Raw genomic sequence first — 18,027 nt, 5'->3', positions numbered from 1 at the left:
TGGGGATCTCCTGCAGGAGGCCAAAGACCAGAACTTTCGTTACCGAAAGGACTTGGGCTTACCAAACCAAGTCTGCCTTTTCCGACACCGGCTCTATAGCGTTGCGGTGAGCAATCCGCAACAGACGGGGTTGCGGCCGACGCCGAACGGAATCATGGCCGCTCAGGCTTGAACCGATGAAGCGCCGCCCGATGCCTTATTCGATTCGCTCGTCTCGTGGCAATTTCGCTGTCGGTCGGCTTGAATGGAATGGTATTCCAGGGCGCCATTCCCGTGGTACAACCCTAAGGGCTTCCTGACGGCGGATGCGTTCATAAAGCGTTATGTTTGGCACGTCGGCTCGCAGGGCTCCAGGTCGCCGCACGTCACAGGCGATGCGGCCCAACGATCTATGGTGCGCCGACTTCAAGGGCGAGTTCAGGCTTGGCCAATCAGCTCTCATCCTCGGAGGCACACCGGATACGGCAAGCCCCACACAGATACCGGGCGGCGTGGCTGTCGGTGCGCCTACTGATGGCACGCCATCAGCCGGACTGATAAACGTGTCAGCCGGCTGAGAAGCAACACTGCCTATACAAATCCGTAAGAGCGATTGCCGTCATGTGGCGCGTTGCGTCATTGCAAACAGCAATACAGGTTGTCTGTGCAATCTTCCCCGCGCTATAGAGCCACATCTTTTCAGGGGCGAGACGGCAGACATTGCTCAAGCACATCACCATCATCTTACCTTTCCCGTATCGGGGGGGCTCGCTACGGGTCACCAAAACCATAGCGCGTATGATCCGAGCGGGCAGCCAGCGTGCCGGTGAGCCGTGCAAAGTGAGGATTGGTGTTCTCGCCGGGGTGTACGACCTGGCGGCCAATTTCACCGATGCCCTAGAGGACGGCGTCGATATTGTGGAGTTCGAGTGGTCCGATGTCTCACCAGAGGCAATCCACATCGCTAATGCTAACCAGGGCCGAACGGTGGATTTGCCGTTTGACATCTACCAGATGCCCATCGACGGCATTAAGAACTTCGCGGATTCCGATCTCTGGCTCGTTGTTTCTGATCGCACCAATAAACCACTTGCCCCGATTCGTCCCTATGTCGTCTTTGCCACGGACTACATCCAGCGCTATGTGCCTGAGATTTTCGAAGGCAATGCGAGCGGAAGCTACGACCTACCGTTCTTGCAGACAGTTAGGCAGGCAAGCGCGGTAATTACTACGACGCCGCAAACAGCTGAAGATGTGATTTCTTATGTCGGGGTTCCGCGGACCAGGGTCCATCTCGCGCCGATGGATTTCGATCCCACGCCCCTTTCCGGAAAAGCTCCATCAAAGAAAAAGGGAGAGGGCTACTTCGTGTGGCCCACCAACACTACCAAGCACAAGAATCATTTACGGGCGTTCGATGCGCTCATGGAATATTACGACCTGCTTGGGGGCAAACTGCGCTTGAAGGTCATGGGGCCATTCTCCGATTATATGAACCCGGACAATGAGGACGCTCCGGACTGGTTCCGGAATATCCCCTATATTCAGGAAATTCAGAAAAAGATCCGCTCGTCTTCATCGATCAGACGGAATGTCGAATTCGTTGGGGAGCTTTCCGACGCCGCATACGCCGCGACTGTGACCGGCGCGGCGTTTCTTTGGCATCCGACCATATACGACAACGGGACTTTCGCAGTCGCAGAAGCCGCATGGCTGGGGACACCCTCTCTCTCAAGCGGCTATCCACAAATGCGATACATCGGTGAGCGGTTCGCAATTCCGATAGAGTTTTTCAATGCCCGCTCAGCGCCGAAAATGGCCGCGTCTCTAAAGGCGATGGAACGCGCGGCCGGGCCTCTGCGTGCCAAGCTACCCAGTCGAGAGGCGCTGTCGAAGCACACCTGGCAGCACTACGCGTCGGACTATTGGCGTATGCTCAAGGGGATCTCGGCATGAAGAAAATGGGGATCTTTCTCGGATACACACCGAGGCAACTCGTGCCGCATGAGGGCATTACCAGGCTGCTCGGGTTCATCATCCGGGGCGCTGTGAATTCAGGGGAAATAGCAGTCACCGTTGCGGGGCCGGGATGGCTGAAGACAGACATCATCAACCTTCTCGATGACGCAGGAGTGCCGCCCGGGTCTGTCGATATAGTTACGACAAAAGGCGAGCCGTATCTGATAAAATTGTGGAGGATCAAAACCTGGTTTTCCCCAGGGGCGATCAAGCGGCCGGCCAAATTAAAACGAAAGCGGGTGTTCAATCTTTTGGTTGATGGGGTCAGCCTCGTGGTGCGCTGGCTGTCGAATTCTTCCATATTCGTATTTCTGCTCGGCGTCGTTTTGCTGGCTTTTCTCATTGTGATCATGGCGTTGCCAGTGCTGCTTTCCGCAGTCATCGTGGCTGGCCTCTACGCGGCAAAACGATTGCTGCGGAGGGTAAGGAGCGGTCGGTTTTACAGGGCCAAGAACTGGTTGCTGATCAGGTGGGGTTACCTGCTCAATGCTGTCGGCCCGCTCGACACCGTTCGGGCAGCGGAACTAAACAGGCTGGTCAGGCTGCTCAACCGCCGCCGCGACATCGACGTCTGGTATGTGCCTTCGATGTTCTGGCCGGAGACGTCAAAGCTTCAGGGCAAGGTCGTCATGGCCGCACCGGACATCGTTTTCTATGAGCACCCGGCACAGTTCATCAGCCCCTCCGATCTGAGAGCGCACCATCGAATCTCGCAGAGTATCGCTGGCGCGGATCGCCTTATCACCTATAGCGATCACGTAAAGGCGACTCATATCGTCAATCGGCATGGTGTTGATCCCGATCATGTATCGGTCATTCGCCACGGTTTCGTAGATATGGCTTCGATCGAGCGCGGAGACAAAACAAGGCGAGGCGCCTTGGACATCCTGCACCAATATATGAAGAAGAAAGAAGACAGCCTACCCAGCTATTTGAATGGCTTCAAATTCGATGATGTGAAATTTCTTTTCTATTCGTCTCAAGTCCGGCCGCACAAGAACATTGAAGGCTTGATCTCAGTCTTTGAAAGGGTTCTCCGGGAGCACTATAGGCCGGTGAAGCTCGTGCTCACGGGCAGAGTTGGCCAGGTCCAGAGGATCCGCGACATGATCGATAATCGCGGCTTGCAACGGGATGTCATTTCCTTGCCCGCCGTCCCCAACCATGTGCTGGCCGCGCTGTACAGATTGTCGGCCCTTTCCGTAACACCAACCCAATTCGAGGGTGGCTTTCCGTTTACTTTCTCCGAGGCTTATTCGGTGGGAACACCATCCGTGATGAGCCGTATCCCAGTTGTGACGGAGCTTTTGAAGGACCGGAAGCTGCTCGATATCATGACTTTCGACCCGCAGGACCGGGAGGACATGCTGCGCAAAGTCCTTTGGGGTCTAGACAACAGGGAAACGCTTTTCCAGGCGCAGCGCCCGTTATTTGAAGTCCTGTCAGCCCGAACCTGGTCGAAGGTGGCCGACGAGTATTTGGACCTGATGCGGTCTGTCGAGGCAAAATGAAGAGCGACGGCAAGGGTCCGAAAGCGACAAGGTCGGGGCTGCGCTCAACGCGTACCATGAGCAGATGGTCAGTATGCAAGCGGAATTAATGGCTATTCAGCTGGTAATGGCCGGCCAGTTGAGGAAGCTGAAAACGGGAGAAGATGGGAAACAGGCACTTTCCGCTGCATTCAACTTTGCCGCCGATGTCGCCGTTGCCCCAAAAACCCGTCACCCAAAAATGTACTTGCTTTAAAGATGCTGGATCACTGGCGAAAGATGTTCCAAGTTTAGGCCATTCTCTGTGATTTCACAAAAAACGTCCTTTTCCCATGGCCTGTGAACATTTTGACAGGATGCGGTCGCAACTTTGCATTCGGTCCCGTTTGGCATGTGGAAGCAGTGTCGGGGGCAACGAGGCTATTATGGACAGGAGCACATCGCGGGTCGACTTCGCAAACACGTTGCGAGGCATTGCGGCCCTCTGTGTCCTGATCGCGCATTATACCTACAATTTCTGGACGTTGCGCGATGCTGTCGCAAGCCTGGCCCACGCGCCCGTGCTGCCGGAGCACTTTGCATTTCCGACGTACCTGCGCTGGCTTCATACGACAGTGCCTCAGTTCAATTGGGGTGCGTTCGGCGTCGCGCTCTTCTTTCTGGTGAGTGGCTTCGTCATCCCTTTTTCGCTTCGCAATATGACCTGGCAGGGATTTCTCGTCGGGCGCCTTTTTCGAATCATCCCGCTGTACATGACCGGGTTTTCGATCACCATTCTGTCGATCTGGCTGGTCGGGCGATATTTCGGTGTTCAATGGCCGTTCAGCATCAGCGAAGTCTCCATTCTTTATCTGCCGGGGCTTCGTGAGTTCTTCGGGATGCCGAGCATCGACGGGGTCGTCTGGACGCTAGAGATCGAGATTAAGTTCTATCTGGTCTGTGCTCTTGGCATTGCGCTGTTTCGGCGCGGCTCGATCTGGGTTTTCGCGATCCCCGCGGCGCTAGCCTTGGGTGAGTTTTACATGATCAGGAACGGTTACGGCCAGATCGCGGTCCTGCCGATTCCATTCCTGATCTTCATGTTCATCGGAGTTGTTTTTCACTATCTGCACGTTGGCGCGCTCACCGCCGAACGGTCATTGTTTCTCAGTGCAAGCTTGTTTTTCGGGTTTTCGATTCTGCTCGGACAGGCGATGCCCGGCCTTGCTTCGATGGCGTGGACCTATGGTTTCGCTGTGCTGGTTTTCGCCTTTGCCGCCAGCTTCCCGCAACTTTTCCAACGGACCCGTGTCGGCGACTTCTTCGCCGACATCAGCTATCCGCTCTATGTGATTCATGGCGTCGCCGGTTATGCCGGCCTGCGCGTCTTGATCGATCTTGGCGTAAAGGCGTGGCTGAGCCTGATCATCATCACAGCCGGCGCAACCGGACTGGCGTGGGTGCTCCATGTAGTCGTTGAGACGCCCGGCCATAATCTCGGCAAGCGCCTGGCGGCCCGTTTGCGCCTGCCGATCGTTTCCCGGTTGCCAGACATCGAGCCGGTTCCCGCCAACTCTCTCCCTGCCGCTGCTTAGCTCGGCTGCGGAAGGCATTCAAGCTCCAGCGCCTCAGTACCCTATCAGGTGGCGCAGCTCGACGATCGGTAGGTAAAACCGTCCAGACCAAGCAGACCAAGATTGCGGCGACGGTACACATGGATGGTGCCTACTCCTGTCATGTTTTCAGAGCCGACCGCTCCAGGCTTTCAGTTAGGTTTCCATCGCCTTATCCTTGTATACGTGCCGTCGAAATAGGACGTCAGCTGCGCTAAATTAGTAAGTTGACATCAATAGTAGCAAATGTAAAAGTATTCCAGTTTTCCCGGAGGCATGATTTTCATGAGCGAGCGCAGTTCCGCGCTGGATGGCCTTCGTGGCGTGGCTGCGGTTGCTGTGGTTTTCTACCACGCCATTCTCGATCAAAGCGCCTCGACGATTGCCGTCCTTGACCCTCCCGCTCAAAGTCTGGGCTCTTTCAGAGACATAGCAACCAAGGTCGCGCTCACCGTCTCAAACGGGCAAAGCGCCGTGCTCCTGTTCTTCGTGCTGAGCGGCTTTGTCCTCAAGCTCTCACTTGCCCGGACGGCCGGGCCGGCGTGGTCGATCTGCTGCAAGTTCATCGTTCGACGGCTGTGCCGCCTGTATCCCGCGGTGATCTTCTGCATGGCGTTTTGCTTTGTATTGGGGGTGTCGCTGACCAATGTTCCGTGGTTTGCGGGCAGTCCTCACTTGGCAGCGGCGGCAGACCTCAGTTCCGTGTTGGTCAACGCCACCTTGGGACGTATCACGGTACAGGGAGCCACATGGACCTTGCAGGCGGAAGTGCTGGCAATTCCTTTTGTGTTGCTGGCGTTCTTTATTGGCGCAAGGTGGGGCATTATAGGTACAGCCGTTTGTTTGGCTATTTCGATCACAGCGATCGAAGCTCCATTTTTAACGCTGAGCCTACCCAATATGTCGGCGGTGCTGTTCGCGTTCATGGCGGGTGTGCTGTTGGCCGACACCAAGGCGTCGGCGCTCAACGAGCAAGCAATCTGGATCGCTGTGGCCTTCTTTCTGCTCGCCCGGTTGGTCGTTCCCCTGCATTCGACAACGGCCACCATAAGCCAAGTGATGCTAGCCTGCTGCTTGGTTTATTCGGCCTACCATGCGAAAGCCGGGCTGTTTTACGACGTCCTCAACACCCGAACCTCGCGGTTCCTTGGTCGCGTAAGCTTCAGCCTTTATCTCCTGAATGTCCCGGTGATGTGGGTTGTTGGCGCGCTCATCAAGGACATTGGTCTCAGTGAAACCCATCCCCTGGAGATGGGAATCATTCTTGGTCTTGCAACAACCTTGCTCACGCTGCCGCTCGCAAGCTTTTCGGAAACATGGTTCGAACAGGGCGGCATCAAGCTGGGGCGGTTGCTGACCGCATCGCGCGCGTCAGTGGCGCCGGCAGCAGTACCGGCAGCATAACAACCGATCCCGCCGTACAATCCGCTCCGCAAGGCCAGATCTCTTCCTGATGCTTGGACGGCGAGCGCTGCGCTACAGCCTAGAGCAGCCCCGGGCCCGGCCATAAACGAGAGAAGCGACCATGATCATCAATGACCACGCCAGCCGATCGCGACCTTCTGACCCGGCGACAGGTGCCCGCGAGAAATCGCACGGCCGCTGGCCCTGGAACTACCCTGTCCACGTTCGATGGCGACATCAGTGCCAGATAGATAAAGGGGGTTCTTGCCAGGATGCCGAGGTGCCTCGCTTTGGGAACATAGCGGACCTGTCCTTGTCCTGTCCCGTTCATTTCAAATCTTTTCGAATACAACATTGTTGTACTCACCATCCTTGACTCTGTCTGTGATGCGAAAACCTGTTCTCTCAGCTAATATGTCTGGTGATCGGCCGAGGAGAAATATCGTATGAAAACGTGTTATGGGATAAAGATATTCGTAGCAGGGAGACGAGTGTGCCATTTTGCCGCCTGGTGCGAGTACGCGCTGAAACTCGCGGAACTGAACGATTGGCTCCTTAAAATGTTCAATCACGTTATTAGAAAAAATACCTGCAAGATCGCTCCCTAAATCTGATCGATCAATTTTCACAAAAGGCGCTTCAGATGGCGCGTTGGGTTCAAAACTCCAAACGTCATACCCGTCGGCACGCAATACTTGAGTTGTGTCGTTCCAGACTCCTGCACCCCAATTTACGTAGGTAGCTCCCCGGACGGGTCGAAGCGACTGGAAAGTTCTCTTTTCGTTTTCTCCAGTGTTCCCTTCACGATAACGAGAATAGAGCAATCGATAGTCGAGATCGGTCATGGCCTCGTCGAGATCGAGAAACTTTTGACCGCCAAAGACACAATCGCAGTTTGGGCAGCGGTATCGCTCAAGCCGCCCCCCGTTGAAAATGCATTCTGATCTGAGAATCTCGAAGCCGTCTCTAAAGTCGTCATGGTCGCAGACTAAACACTTTAACTGGCGCGACGGTAGTGCCAGGTCGTCAATCTTGTCGAGCGTGTGCCAGAATCCACGTATATGATGAGTTTCGACAAGTTCTACCTGTTCCTCAAGCTTCCGAACTCTTTCCTGCAAACCTTTGGCCACCGATTCGGGCGCGGTGTTAATTCCGTGGCTTGGAGTTGCCGGATCTGTCCGGACTCGTTCCGAGGAGCTGTCATTGGTTGCGTGCAAAGACGTCCCAATCACATCTGGTTTGCGGTTGGTTCGCTTTAGATGCCGAAGGTTTCGCAACACCTCCAAGGCCCTCCAGCCCCTGGAATTCGTCATCGTCTCTACAAGTTCTACGAGTTCTTTCTCGCGCTCCTTAAGCCACTTCGCTTCATTGTTGAGTCGATCAATCTCGATCTGTTTGTCGGCGATTTCAGCACTTAGCTGTTCGACCTGATGTTGAGTTCCGCTATTTCCCGCCAATCGACGAAACGCCATGAGCGGTATCATGTCCGTTCGCACGAAATATGCGTTAGCAAAAGAGTGAATGTCATATTGGTAACCGAGTTCGCCCATGACTATTCGAAGCTGATCAAACCCCACGTGACCAAACTCGATGCACATGACGTGGGGCAACACAGGGCTATTTCTCATTCCGGACAACACTGATAATTCATGACCCTCGACGTCGAGAACCATCAGGTCGACGTCCGTAATTTTTTGGGTCGAAATAAGTTCCTGCCAGCTTATGGCTCTGATCTTGATCTCCTCAAACGTACAACCGCCGGCTATCAGCGCTTCCTTGAAGACCGGGTCATGATCGACGGATCCAATCGTTGTATCTCGCCCGTAGACTGGATGAATGACGCTTTGGAAATTCAACACGCCTGTCTTGTCGGACATGCCGACGTTGATGTTTTTACTGTTGGGACGATTAACGACCAATTTATCGTATATCCACGGAACCGGTTCAAGGTTGTATCCCTGCCATCCCATCGTTTCTTCAAAGAAACGACAGGAACATTCGGTCTGCCCGTCAAAAGCCCCGCATTCAATAAATACGCCCTTAATGTCGGGGTCGGGGAAATAGCGCTCGAAAATGAAACGATCGACAGGAACCTCGAATTGTCCGTAGAATTTCATTCTTAGTCTCACTTCCGAAGAATCTGAAGGATATTGCGGGCAGTTGATTCCTAATTGCACGCGGGCTCATTAGGCGACGCGATTAATGCCGAATTCACCACGATTGGCATCACCCTGAACAACGCTTCGTAACGGGTCCGGAGATCCCCTTGCAAGTGCGATTACTCCGGTCAAGTGCGTCGCGGCTCGGCATCCATTGCAGGGGCATTATGACGAGCGGCACACGGCCTCACATTTAATGACCGGCGCCAAACAGGAGGCGGGTTGGGGCGGGTACCTGATGAGCGCCGGCCGTGCAGCCTTGGGTTGCCTTCCATCCGTTTCGCTGTTCACATCAACCATCCGAAGCAATGCTAACAAGTTGGGTATTTTCGGTGGTAGCCGCCCTCATTATTCGCAGGAGTTAGGCGCCAAGAGGAAAACAAAAACGACGCTATTTCGATTCGATAGCAAAAAATGGCGGAGGGAGTGGGATTCGAACCCACGGTGAACTTGCGCCCACGCCGGTTTTCAAGACCGGTGCCTTAAACCGCTCGGCCATCCCTCCAGCGACATCTCTTCGCCCAGCGTCACTCGATCAGATATTCGAGCCTGGCGGCGAATGAAGAGAGCCATCTTGCTGATGCTCTAGTGTGCCCGGCAAAGATCTGTCAACCGGCATGCGCGGACCGCATGTTTCCCGGCAGCCGACGCCGGGCAGGGTGGCGTCACAATCTTGCCCGGTTCCGGCCACAATCGATTAATAGCGTGATAAACAATTCCTGCGCACAAAGGACAGGGGTTCGAGGCGTCGTTGGTCTTAGTCAGGTAAGCTTTGGCTCCTGCGACGTTCAAGCCGCGGCGTTTTTGGTCGAGACTGTAGGGGACATCAGGAAATGCAAACTACGGCGCGCCCGCGTCTACGCCGTGCTTGCGCTTTCGCGCTATTCACCATGTCGGCAGCCTTGCTTGCCGCCTGCGCGTCGCAGCCTGAACCAAAAGGGATGGTCCACAAGAAGACCCGTTCCAAGGAATATTTCGCCGAAACCGAATATGGCGTGAAGGCCAGCCCTCGCGTCGCCTTCATGCGGCGTGGCGGCGGCCGCGACCAGCTCGGAAAACCCTACCAGGTTCGCGGCAAGTGGTACTATCCGAAGGAAGACAAGCACTATGCCAAGGTCGGCCTGGCGTCGTGGTACGGCGATGCCTTTCATGGACGGCTGACCGCCAACGGCGAAGTCTACGACATGAGCCATCTGACGGCGGCGCACCCGACCATGCCTCTGCCGAGCTACGCCCGCGTCACCAATCTCAAGACCGGCAGTTCGGTCATCGTGCGCGTCAACGATCGCGGTCCCTACCACCAGGGCCGCATCATCGATGTCTCGGAACGCGCCGCCCAGATGCTCGACTATGCCAATGTCGGCACGGCCGAGGTGAAGGTGGAATATGTTGGCCGCGCGCCGCTCGACGGCAATGACGACCAGTATCTGATGGCCTCCTACCATCCAGGCAACAGGATACCGGATCCGTCGGACGGCCTGCCGACCGGCGTCATGGTGGCCATGAACGGACCGTCGCCCAGCCTGCCGGTGGGCGCTGCCGCCGTGCCGTTTCCGGGTCAGCTGACGAATTCCGATATGATTCCGCAAGGGCAGGTGCCGGCACAATCGCCGGCCTTGGGTGACCTGGCGCTGCCCGACTTCGGTCCGATCGTGCCGGAGCGTCCGGATATCGGCCTGCCGCCGCAATCGCCGTTTTCGGTGGCCTCGCTCTCCTATGCCGACGAGCGCGTGCGGAGCGCCGATGTCTTTGCCGCACTTGACGACGACGGCATGTCGCCCGCCGACATCCTGCGCTCATGGAAGAGCGCCAATCCCCAGGCGCCGTCGCCGGCCTATGTCGCGGCCGGCACCTTCGATGACGCCACCGAGGCAAAACGCGTGGCCGCCGCGCTCGAGCCCTTCGGCAGGATCGAGATCCAGCGTTCCGAATTCGATGGCAAGGACTGGTATGCGGTGAACCTCTATCCGGACGGCCATGGCGGCGTCGACGATCTGCTGCAGGCGGCCTGGTCGCATGGTGCGCCGGACGCTCTGGCCGTGCGCAACTGATCTATTTTTCCCGCACGGTTGATCCTGCGGAAAAAACCCTGATAGCTTGGCTGCGCCAGAACCGGCAAACGGGTCGAGATTTCATGCAGTTGCGCGTCTTTCCGCCTTTGGCCGGATTTCTGGGATTGGCCCTGCTGCTGTTTTGCATCGCGCCCGCCAGCGCGCAGCTTTTCGAGACCAAGGCAGCCCAGGCCTTCATGATAGACGCCGACACAGGGACGGTGTTGTTTTCCAAGGACGCCGACAAGCCGATACAGCCGGCCTCGATGGCCAAGCTGATGACGATGGAAGTGGTGTTCAACGCCATCAAGTCCGGGCGCCTGACCCTCGACGACACGTTCGTGGTGAGTGAAAACGCCTGGCGCAAGGGCGGCGCCCCTTCGGGAACGTCGACGATGTTTGCCAAGCTCAAATCGGCGGTCCGGGTCGAGGACCTGATCCAGGGCGTGACGGTGCAGGCGGCCAATGACGGCTGTATCGTGCTGGCCGAAGGCTTGGCCGGGTCCGAGGACAATTTCGCCGCGCAGATGACCGAACGCGCCCGCCAGATCGGCCTGACCAAATCGACTTTCGTCAATTCGACCGGGCTGCCGGCGGAGGGCCAGCAGACGAGCGTGCGCGAGCTGGCAATGCTGGCTTTGCATCTGTGGCGCGAGTATCCGGACCTTTATCGCTACTACGGCCTGAAGGATTTTACCTGGAACAAGATTTCGCAGAGGAATCGCAACCCGCTGCTGGCGATGGACATCGGCGCCGACGGCCTGGCGGTCGGCAGCAGTGAGGTGTCCGGCTTTGGCATAGTCGGCTCGGTCGGCCACAATGGCGCGCGGGTGATCGCGGCGATGAGCGGGCTCGCCAGCGACAAGGAACGCGCCGAGGAGGCGCGCAAGCTGCTCGAATGGGGTGCCCGTTCCTTCGAGAAGACGCAAATCTTCGCCAAGGACGAGGTGGTGGGCCAAGCTCAGGTTTTCGGCGGCATTAAAGCCGGCGTGACGCTGAAGGCGAAAGGGCCGATCGCCATCTTCCTGCCGGTAGCCAACCGCGACAAACTGACGGCGAGCATCGTCTATGACGGACCGGTTGCCGCACCTGTGGAGGAGGGGCAGCCGGTAGGCGTGCTGCGGGTCTGGATCGGCGATACGCTGAGCCAGGAGACGCCGCTGTTCGCCGCCGAATCGATCGGCATCGGCACGCTGCCGCAACGCGCCCTCGACGCCGTCAAGGAACTGGCCGTCGGCTGGCTCCGCTAAAGCGCGTCGCGCTGAACCGGATTCACGCGATGCGCTTTAGCGTCTTTGTTTATGCATGTCGTTCTCTCAAAGCCGAGCTCACTTTTGAGCGACTGCGATAACGCCGGCGGCATGGACGTTTCCCCGAACGCGGACTATCTAGAGCGCTAGAATCCATTCAAATAAGGGACAAAGGCCTTTCGATTGGCACGCGGATTTTTCATCACCTTCGAAGGCGGCGAAGGAGCAGGCAAGTCGACGCAGATCGAGCGGCTGGCGGGAAAGATGCGCGCCAAGAAGTACGACGTCCTCGTCACCCGGGAACCGGGCGGCTCGCCGGGCGCGGAAGCGGTCCGGCATGTGCTGCTCTCGGGCGCCGCCGAGCCGTTTGGGCCGAAGATGGAAGCGCTGCTTTTCGCCGCGGCCCGCTCCGACCATGTCGAGCAGGTCATCCGCCCGGCGGTCGAGCGCGGCTCCGTTGTTCTGTGCGACCGCTTCCTGGATTCCTCGCGCGTCTACCAGGGCGTCACCGGCGGCCTCGACCCGGTGTTCATGGAGACGCTGGAGCAGGTGGCCATCAATGGCATGATGCCCGACATGACGCTGATCTTCGACATCGATCCCACCGAAGGCCTGAGACGCGCAACAGTACGTCGCGGCGCCGGCGCCGGCCCCGACCGCTTCGAAAAGGAAACGCTTGCCATTCACCAGGCGCGCCGCGAGGCATTCCTGGCGATCGCGGCGGCCGAGCCGGAGCGCTGCGTCGTGATCGACGCATCCGCCGCTCCCGATGCGGTAGAAAATGCCGTCACCGCCACCGTGTTCGCGGCACTGGAGGCGAGGGCGCCCATGCGCAACAGACAGACCGCACCCGCATGATCTTCGAACGCATCGCGCCGGAACAGCATGACACGCTGGACGGCGTCCCCGAACCGTCCGAAACGCCACGCCTGGTCGGGCACGGGCAGGCCGCGGCCATGCTCGCCGCCGCCTATCGCGCTGGAAAGCTGCCGCACGCGCTGATCTTCGCCGGACCGCTCGGCATCGGCAAGGCGACACTCGCCTTCCATCTGGCGCATCATCTCCTGAAGCATCCGGCCTTCGAGCAGGCGCCGGAGACGCTCGCCGTTCCCGATCCGGCGTCCTCGCTGTTTCGCCAGATCGCCACCGGCGCGCATCCCGGCGTGCTGCATCTGACCCGTCCGCTGAACGACAAGACCAAGAACTTCAAGACGGTCGTCACCGTCGACGAGATCCGCAAGGTCAATCGCTTCCTGTCGCTGACTTCGCATGACGGCAGCTACCGGGTGGTGATCGTCGATCCGGCCGATGACATGAACACCAATGCAGCCAATGCCTTGCTGAAGAATCTCGAGGAGCCGCCGGCGCGAACGCTGTTCATCCTCATCGTCCATGCACCGGGCAGCCTGTTGCCGACGATCCGCTCGCGCTGCCAATTGGTGCGGCTGTCGCCGCTCGATATCGACGAACTGATGGCGGTGCTGGAAACCGCCGAGCCGCCGCCGCCGGGCGATCCGGCCGCGCGGGCAGCGCTGGCCACGCGGGCAGGCGGCAGCGCCCGCAATGCGATCCTTCTGACGCAGTATGGCGGACTGGAGATCGCCGAGACGCTGGATGCCCTAGTGAGCGCCGGCAAGAGCGACATCGCCGGCGCCTATCGCCTTGCCGAAGTCGTGGCCGGGCGCGACCAGGCGATCCAGTTCGATATCTTCAACCGCCGCGCGCTCGATCTGTTGTCCGATGCGGCGAGCCGGGCGGCGCTGGCCGGCGATCTCGCACGAGCCAAAACGCTGTCGGACACTTGGCATGAGGCGCTGGACGCTATATCTGAGACTGATACCTACAATCTCGACAAGAAGCAGCACGCCTTGACCATGATCGACCGCCTGAAGTCTGCAATGCGAATGTGATGGTTCCCTCGGGATGGCAATCGCCACCCCGATGCGATATCCACCGCCACGCCTTCCATTCAGACATTCATGACGGTTCATTCATGTCACGCGATACATTCTACATCACGACCGCGATCTCTTACCCCAATGGCAAGCCGCATATCGGCCATGCCTACGAATTGATCGCCACCGATGCGCTGGCCCGCTTTCAGCGGCTCGACGGCAAGCAGGTCTTCTTTCTCACCGGCACCGACGAACACGGCATCAAGATGCTGCAGACGGCGAAGAAGGAAGACATTTCTGCGCGCGAACTGGCCGACCGCAATTCGGCTGAGTTCAAGCGCATGGCGACCGCGCTCAACGCCTCCAACGACGATTTCATCCGCACCACCGAAGAGCGGCACTACGCGGCCTCTCAGGCGATCTGGAAGGCGATGGCTGCCAATGGAGACATCTACAAGGGCGGCTATGCCGGCTGGTACTCGGTGCGTGACGAAGCTTATTACGGCGAGGAGGAAACCGAGGTTCGTCCCGACAATATCCGCTATGGCCCGCAAGGAACGCCGGTCGAATGGGTCGAGGAGGAAAGCTATTTCTTCCGGCTTTCGGCCTATCAGGACAAACTGCTGGCGCTCTACGAGGGCCAGCCGGATTTCATCGGCCCGGCCGAGCGGCGCAACGAAGTGATGAGCTTCGTCAGATCGGGACTGAAAGACCTGTCGATCTCGCGCACGACGTTCGACTGGGGCGTGCCGGTGCCCGGCGACGAAAAGCACGTGATGTATGTCTGGGTCGACGCGCTGACAAACTACATTACCGGCGTCGGCTATCCCGATGAAAACGCATACAATTGGAAATTCTGGCCGGCCGATGCGCACATCATCGGCAAGGACATCGTGCGTTTCCACGCCGTCTACTGGCCGGCCTTCCTGATGTCGGCAGGCATTCCGCTGCCGAAGCGCGTCTTTGGCCACGGCTTCCTGTTCAACCGCGGCGAGAAGATGTCGAAATCGGTCGGCAACGTTATCGACCCCTTCACCATGATAGAGCATTACGGGCTCGACCAGGTGCGCTATTTCTTCCTGCGCGAGGTGCCGTTCGGCCAGGACGGCAGCTACAGCCACGAGGCGATCGTCAACCGCACCAATGCCGACCTCGCCAACGGCATCGGCAATCTGGCGCAGCGCTCGCTGTCGATGATCGCCAAGAACTGCGGCGGCGTGGTGCCGACGCGCGGCGAGCTGACGGATGCGGACAAGGCAATCCTCGATCAGGCGGCGGCCGCTCTTGCCGCCGCGCGCAAGGCAATGGCCGAGCAAGGCATCCATCTGGCGCTGGCATCGATCTTCGGCGTGGTGGCCGAAGCCGACCGGTATTTCGCCGGACAGGAACCCTGGGCGCTGAAGAAGACCAACCCCGAGCGCATGCAAACGGTATTGTGGACTACGGCCGAAGTGGTCCGGCGCGTGGCGATTCTGTGCCAGCCCTTCACTCCAGGATCGGCCGCGAAGCTGCTTGACCTGCTGGCGGTGCCGGCAGACGAGCGCGATTTCGTGCATCTCCACGCCGACCATGCGCTTGTGCCGGGCAGAGCGTTGCCTGTGCCAGAAGGCGTATTTCCGCGTTATGTCGATCAGCCGGAAGCGAACGGCTGATGCTCGTCGACAGCCACTGCCATCTGGATTTTCCGGACTTCTCAGAGGAGCGGGCGTCCATCGTCGCTCGCGCCCTGGCCGCCGGGATCGGCCGCATGGTGACGATTTCGACGCGCGTGAAGCGATTTCAGCAAATACTTGAAATCGCAGACGCTTTCGACGAAGTATACTGCTCCGTCGGAACCCATCCGCACAATGCGGCCGAAGAGCTTGACGTGACGACGGCGGATCTCGTGCGCCTGTCCGCCCATCCCAAGGTGGTGGCGATCGGCGAAGCCGGGCTCGACTATTTCTATGACAAAGCGCCCCGCGATGCGCAGGCGCAGGGTTTGCGCAACCACATCGCCGCTGCTCGCGAGACGGGCCTGCCGCTGGTCATCCATTCGCGCGACGCCGACGACGACATGGCTCATATCCTTGAGGAAGAAACGGGGAAGGGCGCCTTCCCGTTCGTCCTGCACTGTTTTTCGTCGGGACGCAGGCTGGCCGAGGTCGGCGTCTCGCTGGGCGGCTATGTTTCGTTTTCCGGCATCCTGACCTTCAAGAATTCGGCCGAAATACGCGCCATAGCCGCCGACCTGCCGCACGACCGGCTGCTGGTGGAGACCGATGCGCCATATCTCGCGCCGATCCCATTTCGCGGCAAGCGCAACGAACCCGCTTATGTCGCGCACACGGCCAGGGTTCTGGCCGAGACGATCGGCGTCAGCGAAGGTGAAATCGCAGCTTTGACGACCGATAATTTCTTCCGGCTGTTCGGCAAGATGCCGCCCCCGCAGAGCAAAGCGCCTGAACGATGACAGACCGGCTGCGCCTCACCATTCTCGGCTGCGGCTCGTCACCGGGCACGCCGCGCATCACCGGCGACTGGGGCAATTGCGATCCGCAAAATCCGAAAAATCGGCGCATGCGCACGGCAGCCCTTGTCGAGCGGATTGCCGAGAGCGGCGCCCGCACCACCGTCGTCATCGACACAGGACCGGATTTCCGCCAGCAGATGCTGATGGCCTCGGTCAAACGCATCGATGCCGTCGTCTACACCCATCCACATGCCGACCACATCCACGGCATCGACGACCTGCGCGGCTTCGTGCTCGACCAGCGGCAGCGGATCGATATCCATGCCGATCAGCCAACGATGCTGCGGCTGCGCCAGGCCTTCGGCTACTGTTTCGAGACGCCGCCAGGCAGTTCCTATCCGCCGATCGTCGACGCCCATATCATCGATCACGCAAAGCCCGTCGTGATCGAAGGCGAGGGCGGTGCCCTCACCCTCGAGCCGCTGCCGCAGGTCCATGGCGACATCATATCGCTCGGCTTCCGTATCGGCGGACTAGCCTATTGCCCCGACATCAGCGATTTTCCGGCTGCCACTGCCGAACGGCTGCGTAATCTCGATGTCCTGATCATCGACGCGCTGCAGTACAGGACGCACCCGAGCCATCTGTCGCTTGGCGAGGCGCTTGAGTGGATCGAGCGGCTGGCCCCGAAACAGGCTGTGCTGACCCATATGCATGGGCCGCTGGACTACGCTACCGTGATGGCTGAGACTCCGGCAAATGTCGAGCCGGCATTTGATGGCATGGCGCTTGAAATTCCTTATAGATCAGACGGATAGAATATTCTCTTCATAGCTGATGGCACTGATCGCCTGGCAGCGAGCCGCCGATACAGGTCCGATGTCGAGATCTTGCACCTGGGATCGCCACACGGCCGTCGCCAGTTCGCTGTCGCTTCAAGATTGCAAAATGCCAAAAGAGGATTGCATTGTCAGGCCGGTGGATGCTCGTCGATCTGCATTGCAGGCCTGACAGGCAGTCTATGTGATGGCTTCCTAAAATATACATTGAGAGCAAGAGGCGCTAACCTTTGCCCGTTAGTTGGAAAGGAGAGGCCCGATGATTCGCGAACTCGTACTTACAGTGACGCTTCTTGCTCCTATCGCTGCCACAGCGCAGGAATTGCCAACCGTCCCTTACTTGCCGCTTGATCGGGCAACCAAGGCAGCACAAGCCGCGCTGGAGGCCTGCGCTGCCGAAGGCAGCAATGTCAGCGTCGCCATCGTGGCGCGGAGCGGCGCGACGCAAGTGCTGCTCAAGGCCGATAATTCCGGCGCACACACCGCATCCAGCGCCGAAGGCAAGGCCTTCACCGCGGCAGCCTTGGGTCGCGACACTGCGGGGCTCGCCGAATTCATAGCCTCCAAGCCGGCAAATGACGGCATGCGTGACATGGATCGTCGCATGGTGATCCAGGCTGGCGGCTTGCCGGTCAAGTTCGGCGATGCCTTGGTGGCCGGCATTGGCGTCGGCGGTGCTCCTTCGGGCGATATCGACGCCAAATGCGCCGCCGCCGGGCTCAAGGCGATCGGCGCCGCCGAGTAGACCTGCCTAGACCTGCCTAAGATGCCAACGCAGCCCGTCCAAGGCGGGCTGCTCTGTTGAACGGGGTTCAGTCTGTGAACCCTGTCTCCACACCGGAACCGGCGGACGTAAGATCGCATTCGACCGGCAACCGACGGCCGATCCTGAGACCC

General features: G+C 58.8%; 14 protein-coding genes and 1 tRNA gene. 13 read left to right on the top strand and 2 right to left on the bottom strand.

The genetic code is table 11. The features are described 5' to 3' along the window. Positions 1-699: 699 nt before the first annotated feature. The 5 genes from FJ942_RS20340 to FJ942_RS20325 all read left to right on the top strand — a co-directional run bounded on the left by FJ942_RS20340 (position 700) and on the right by FJ942_RS20325 (position 6,484). A complete protein-coding gene (locus FJ942_RS20340; RefSeq protein ID WP_140498592.1) occupies positions 700-1,935 on the top strand; it encodes a glycosyltransferase family 4 protein in 1,236 nt (411 codons plus the stop codon). Next, positions 1,932-3,509, top strand: a complete 1,578-nt coding sequence (locus FJ942_RS20335; protein ID WP_140498591.1) for a glycosyltransferase — start codon at positions 1,932-1,934, stop codon at positions 3,507-3,509. The genes FJ942_RS20340 and FJ942_RS20335 overlap by 4 nt, the downstream gene beginning before the upstream one ends. Before the next feature lie 88 nt (positions 3,510-3,597). Beyond that, the gene (locus tag FJ942_RS28690) at positions 3,598-3,744 is read left to right on the top strand and encodes a hypothetical protein (RefSeq protein WP_181170927.1); all 147 of its coding nucleotides are present in this window, start codon (positions 3,598-3,600) and stop codon (positions 3,742-3,744) included. Between the two features lie 169 nt (positions 3,745-3,913). Continuing rightward, positions 3,914-5,062, top strand: a complete 1,149-nt coding sequence (locus FJ942_RS20330; RefSeq protein WP_140557220.1) for an acyltransferase — start codon at positions 3,914-3,916, stop codon at positions 5,060-5,062. 303 nt (positions 5,063-5,365) lie between these two features. After that, a complete protein-coding gene (locus FJ942_RS20325; protein ID WP_181169988.1) occupies positions 5,366-6,484 on the top strand; it encodes an acyltransferase in 1,119 nt (372 codons plus the stop codon). Positions 6,485-6,816: 332 nt separating this feature from the next. On the opposite strand, the gene FJ942_RS20320 is transcribed toward FJ942_RS20325, so the two are convergent. Together FJ942_RS20320 and FJ942_RS20315 are read right to left on the bottom strand one after the other, a co-directional pair. Beyond that, a complete protein-coding gene (locus FJ942_RS20320) occupies positions 6,817-8,601 on the bottom strand; it encodes an FkbM family methyltransferase (protein WP_140557223.1) in 1,785 nt (594 codons plus the stop codon). Between the two features lie 457 nt (positions 8,602-9,058). Further along, a tRNA-Ser gene (locus FJ942_RS20315) sits at positions 9,059-9,148 on the bottom strand. Positions 9,149-9,476: 328 nt separating this feature from the next. Here FJ942_RS20315 and FJ942_RS20310 point away from each other — a divergent pair. From FJ942_RS20310 to FJ942_RS20275, 8 genes are all read left to right on the top strand, one after another. Next, positions 9,477-10,694, top strand: coding sequence for a septal ring lytic transglycosylase RlpA family protein (locus FJ942_RS20310; protein WP_140557224.1), 1,218 nt, complete (start codon positions 9,477-9,479; stop codon positions 10,692-10,694). A gap of 83 nt (positions 10,695-10,777) precedes the next feature. Beyond that, positions 10,778-11,944, top strand: coding sequence for a D-alanyl-D-alanine carboxypeptidase family protein (locus tag FJ942_RS20305; RefSeq protein WP_140557226.1), 1,167 nt, complete (start codon positions 10,778-10,780; stop codon positions 11,942-11,944). 183 nt (positions 11,945-12,127) lie between these two features. Continuing rightward, entirely contained in the window at positions 12,128-12,802 is a 675-nt protein-coding gene (tmk, locus tag FJ942_RS20300) for a dTMP kinase (RefSeq protein WP_140898770.1), read from the top strand. Next, positions 12,799-13,854: a DNA polymerase III subunit delta' gene (locus tag FJ942_RS20295; protein ID WP_140898768.1), complete on the top strand. Its 1,056-nt coding sequence runs from the start codon at positions 12,799-12,801 to the stop codon at positions 13,852-13,854. The genes tmk and FJ942_RS20295 overlap by 4 nt, the downstream gene beginning before the upstream one ends. Positions 13,855-13,937: 83 nt before the next feature. Continuing rightward, positions 13,938-15,491 (top strand): methionine--tRNA ligase, encoded by a 1,554-nt coding sequence (gene metG, locus FJ942_RS20290; RefSeq protein ID WP_140898766.1) that lies wholly within the window; start codon positions 13,938-13,940, stop codon positions 15,489-15,491. Then, entirely contained in the window at positions 15,491-16,291 is an 801-nt protein-coding gene (locus FJ942_RS20285) for a TatD family hydrolase (RefSeq protein ID WP_140632740.1), read from the top strand. Before metG ends, FJ942_RS20285 begins: the two co-directional genes overlap by 1 nt. Beyond that, entirely contained in the window at positions 16,288-17,109 is an 822-nt protein-coding gene (locus FJ942_RS20280; protein ID WP_140632737.1) for an MBL fold metallo-hydrolase, read from the top strand. Before FJ942_RS20285 ends, FJ942_RS20280 begins: the two co-directional genes overlap by 4 nt. A gap of 280 nt (positions 17,110-17,389) precedes the next feature. Beyond that, positions 17,390-17,875 (top strand): heme-binding protein, encoded by a 486-nt coding sequence (locus FJ942_RS20275; protein WP_140898764.1) that lies wholly within the window; start codon positions 17,390-17,392, stop codon positions 17,873-17,875. The last annotated feature ends 152 nt before the right edge of the window (positions 17,876-18,027 follow it).

The sequence above is a fragment of the Mesorhizobium sp. B2-4-2 genome, assembly GCF_006442845.1.
Taxonomy (GTDB): Bacteria; Pseudomonadota; Alphaproteobacteria; order Rhizobiales; family Rhizobiaceae; genus Mesorhizobium.
Note: the sequence above shows the minus strand (reverse complement) of the source record. Positions and strands in the feature narration are given on the sequence as shown.

What these genes read in the sequence shown, in the direction of transcription:
- metG (WP_140898766.1), top strand. Translation starts at nt 13,938, where the DNA reads ATGTCACGCGATACATTCTACATCACGACCGCGATCTCTTACCCCAAT.
- FJ942_RS20305 (WP_140557226.1), top strand. Translation starts at nt 10,778, where the DNA reads ATGCAGTTGCGCGTCTTTCCGCCTTTGGCCGGATTTCTGGGATTGGCC.
- FJ942_RS20320 (WP_140557223.1), bottom strand. Translation starts at nt 8,601, where the DNA reads ATGAAATTCTACGGACAATTCGAGGTTCCTGTCGATCGTTTCATTTTC.
- FJ942_RS20310 (WP_140557224.1), top strand. Translation starts at nt 9,477, where the DNA reads ATGCAAACTACGGCGCGCCCGCGTCTACGCCGTGCTTGCGCTTTCGCG.
- FJ942_RS20295 (WP_140898768.1), top strand. Translation starts at nt 12,799, where the DNA reads ATGATCTTCGAACGCATCGCGCCGGAACAGCATGACACGCTGGACGGC.
- FJ942_RS20275 (WP_140898764.1), top strand. Translation starts at nt 17,390, where the DNA reads ATGATTCGCGAACTCGTACTTACAGTGACGCTTCTTGCTCCTATCGCT.
- FJ942_RS20325 (WP_181169988.1), top strand. Translation starts at nt 5,366, where the DNA reads ATGAGCGAGCGCAGTTCCGCGCTGGATGGCCTTCGTGGCGTGGCTGCG.
- FJ942_RS20285 (WP_140632740.1), top strand. Translation starts at nt 15,491, where the DNA reads ATGCTCGTCGACAGCCACTGCCATCTGGATTTTCCGGACTTCTCAGAG.
- FJ942_RS28690 (WP_181170927.1), top strand. Translation starts at nt 3,598, where the DNA reads ATGGCTATTCAGCTGGTAATGGCCGGCCAGTTGAGGAAGCTGAAAACG.
- FJ942_RS20330 (WP_140557220.1), top strand. Translation starts at nt 3,914, where the DNA reads ATGGACAGGAGCACATCGCGGGTCGACTTCGCAAACACGTTGCGAGGC.
- FJ942_RS20335 (WP_140498591.1), top strand. Translation starts at nt 1,932, where the DNA reads ATGAAGAAAATGGGGATCTTTCTCGGATACACACCGAGGCAACTCGTG.
- FJ942_RS20280 (WP_140632737.1), top strand. Translation starts at nt 16,288, where the DNA reads ATGACAGACCGGCTGCGCCTCACCATTCTCGGCTGCGGCTCGTCACCG.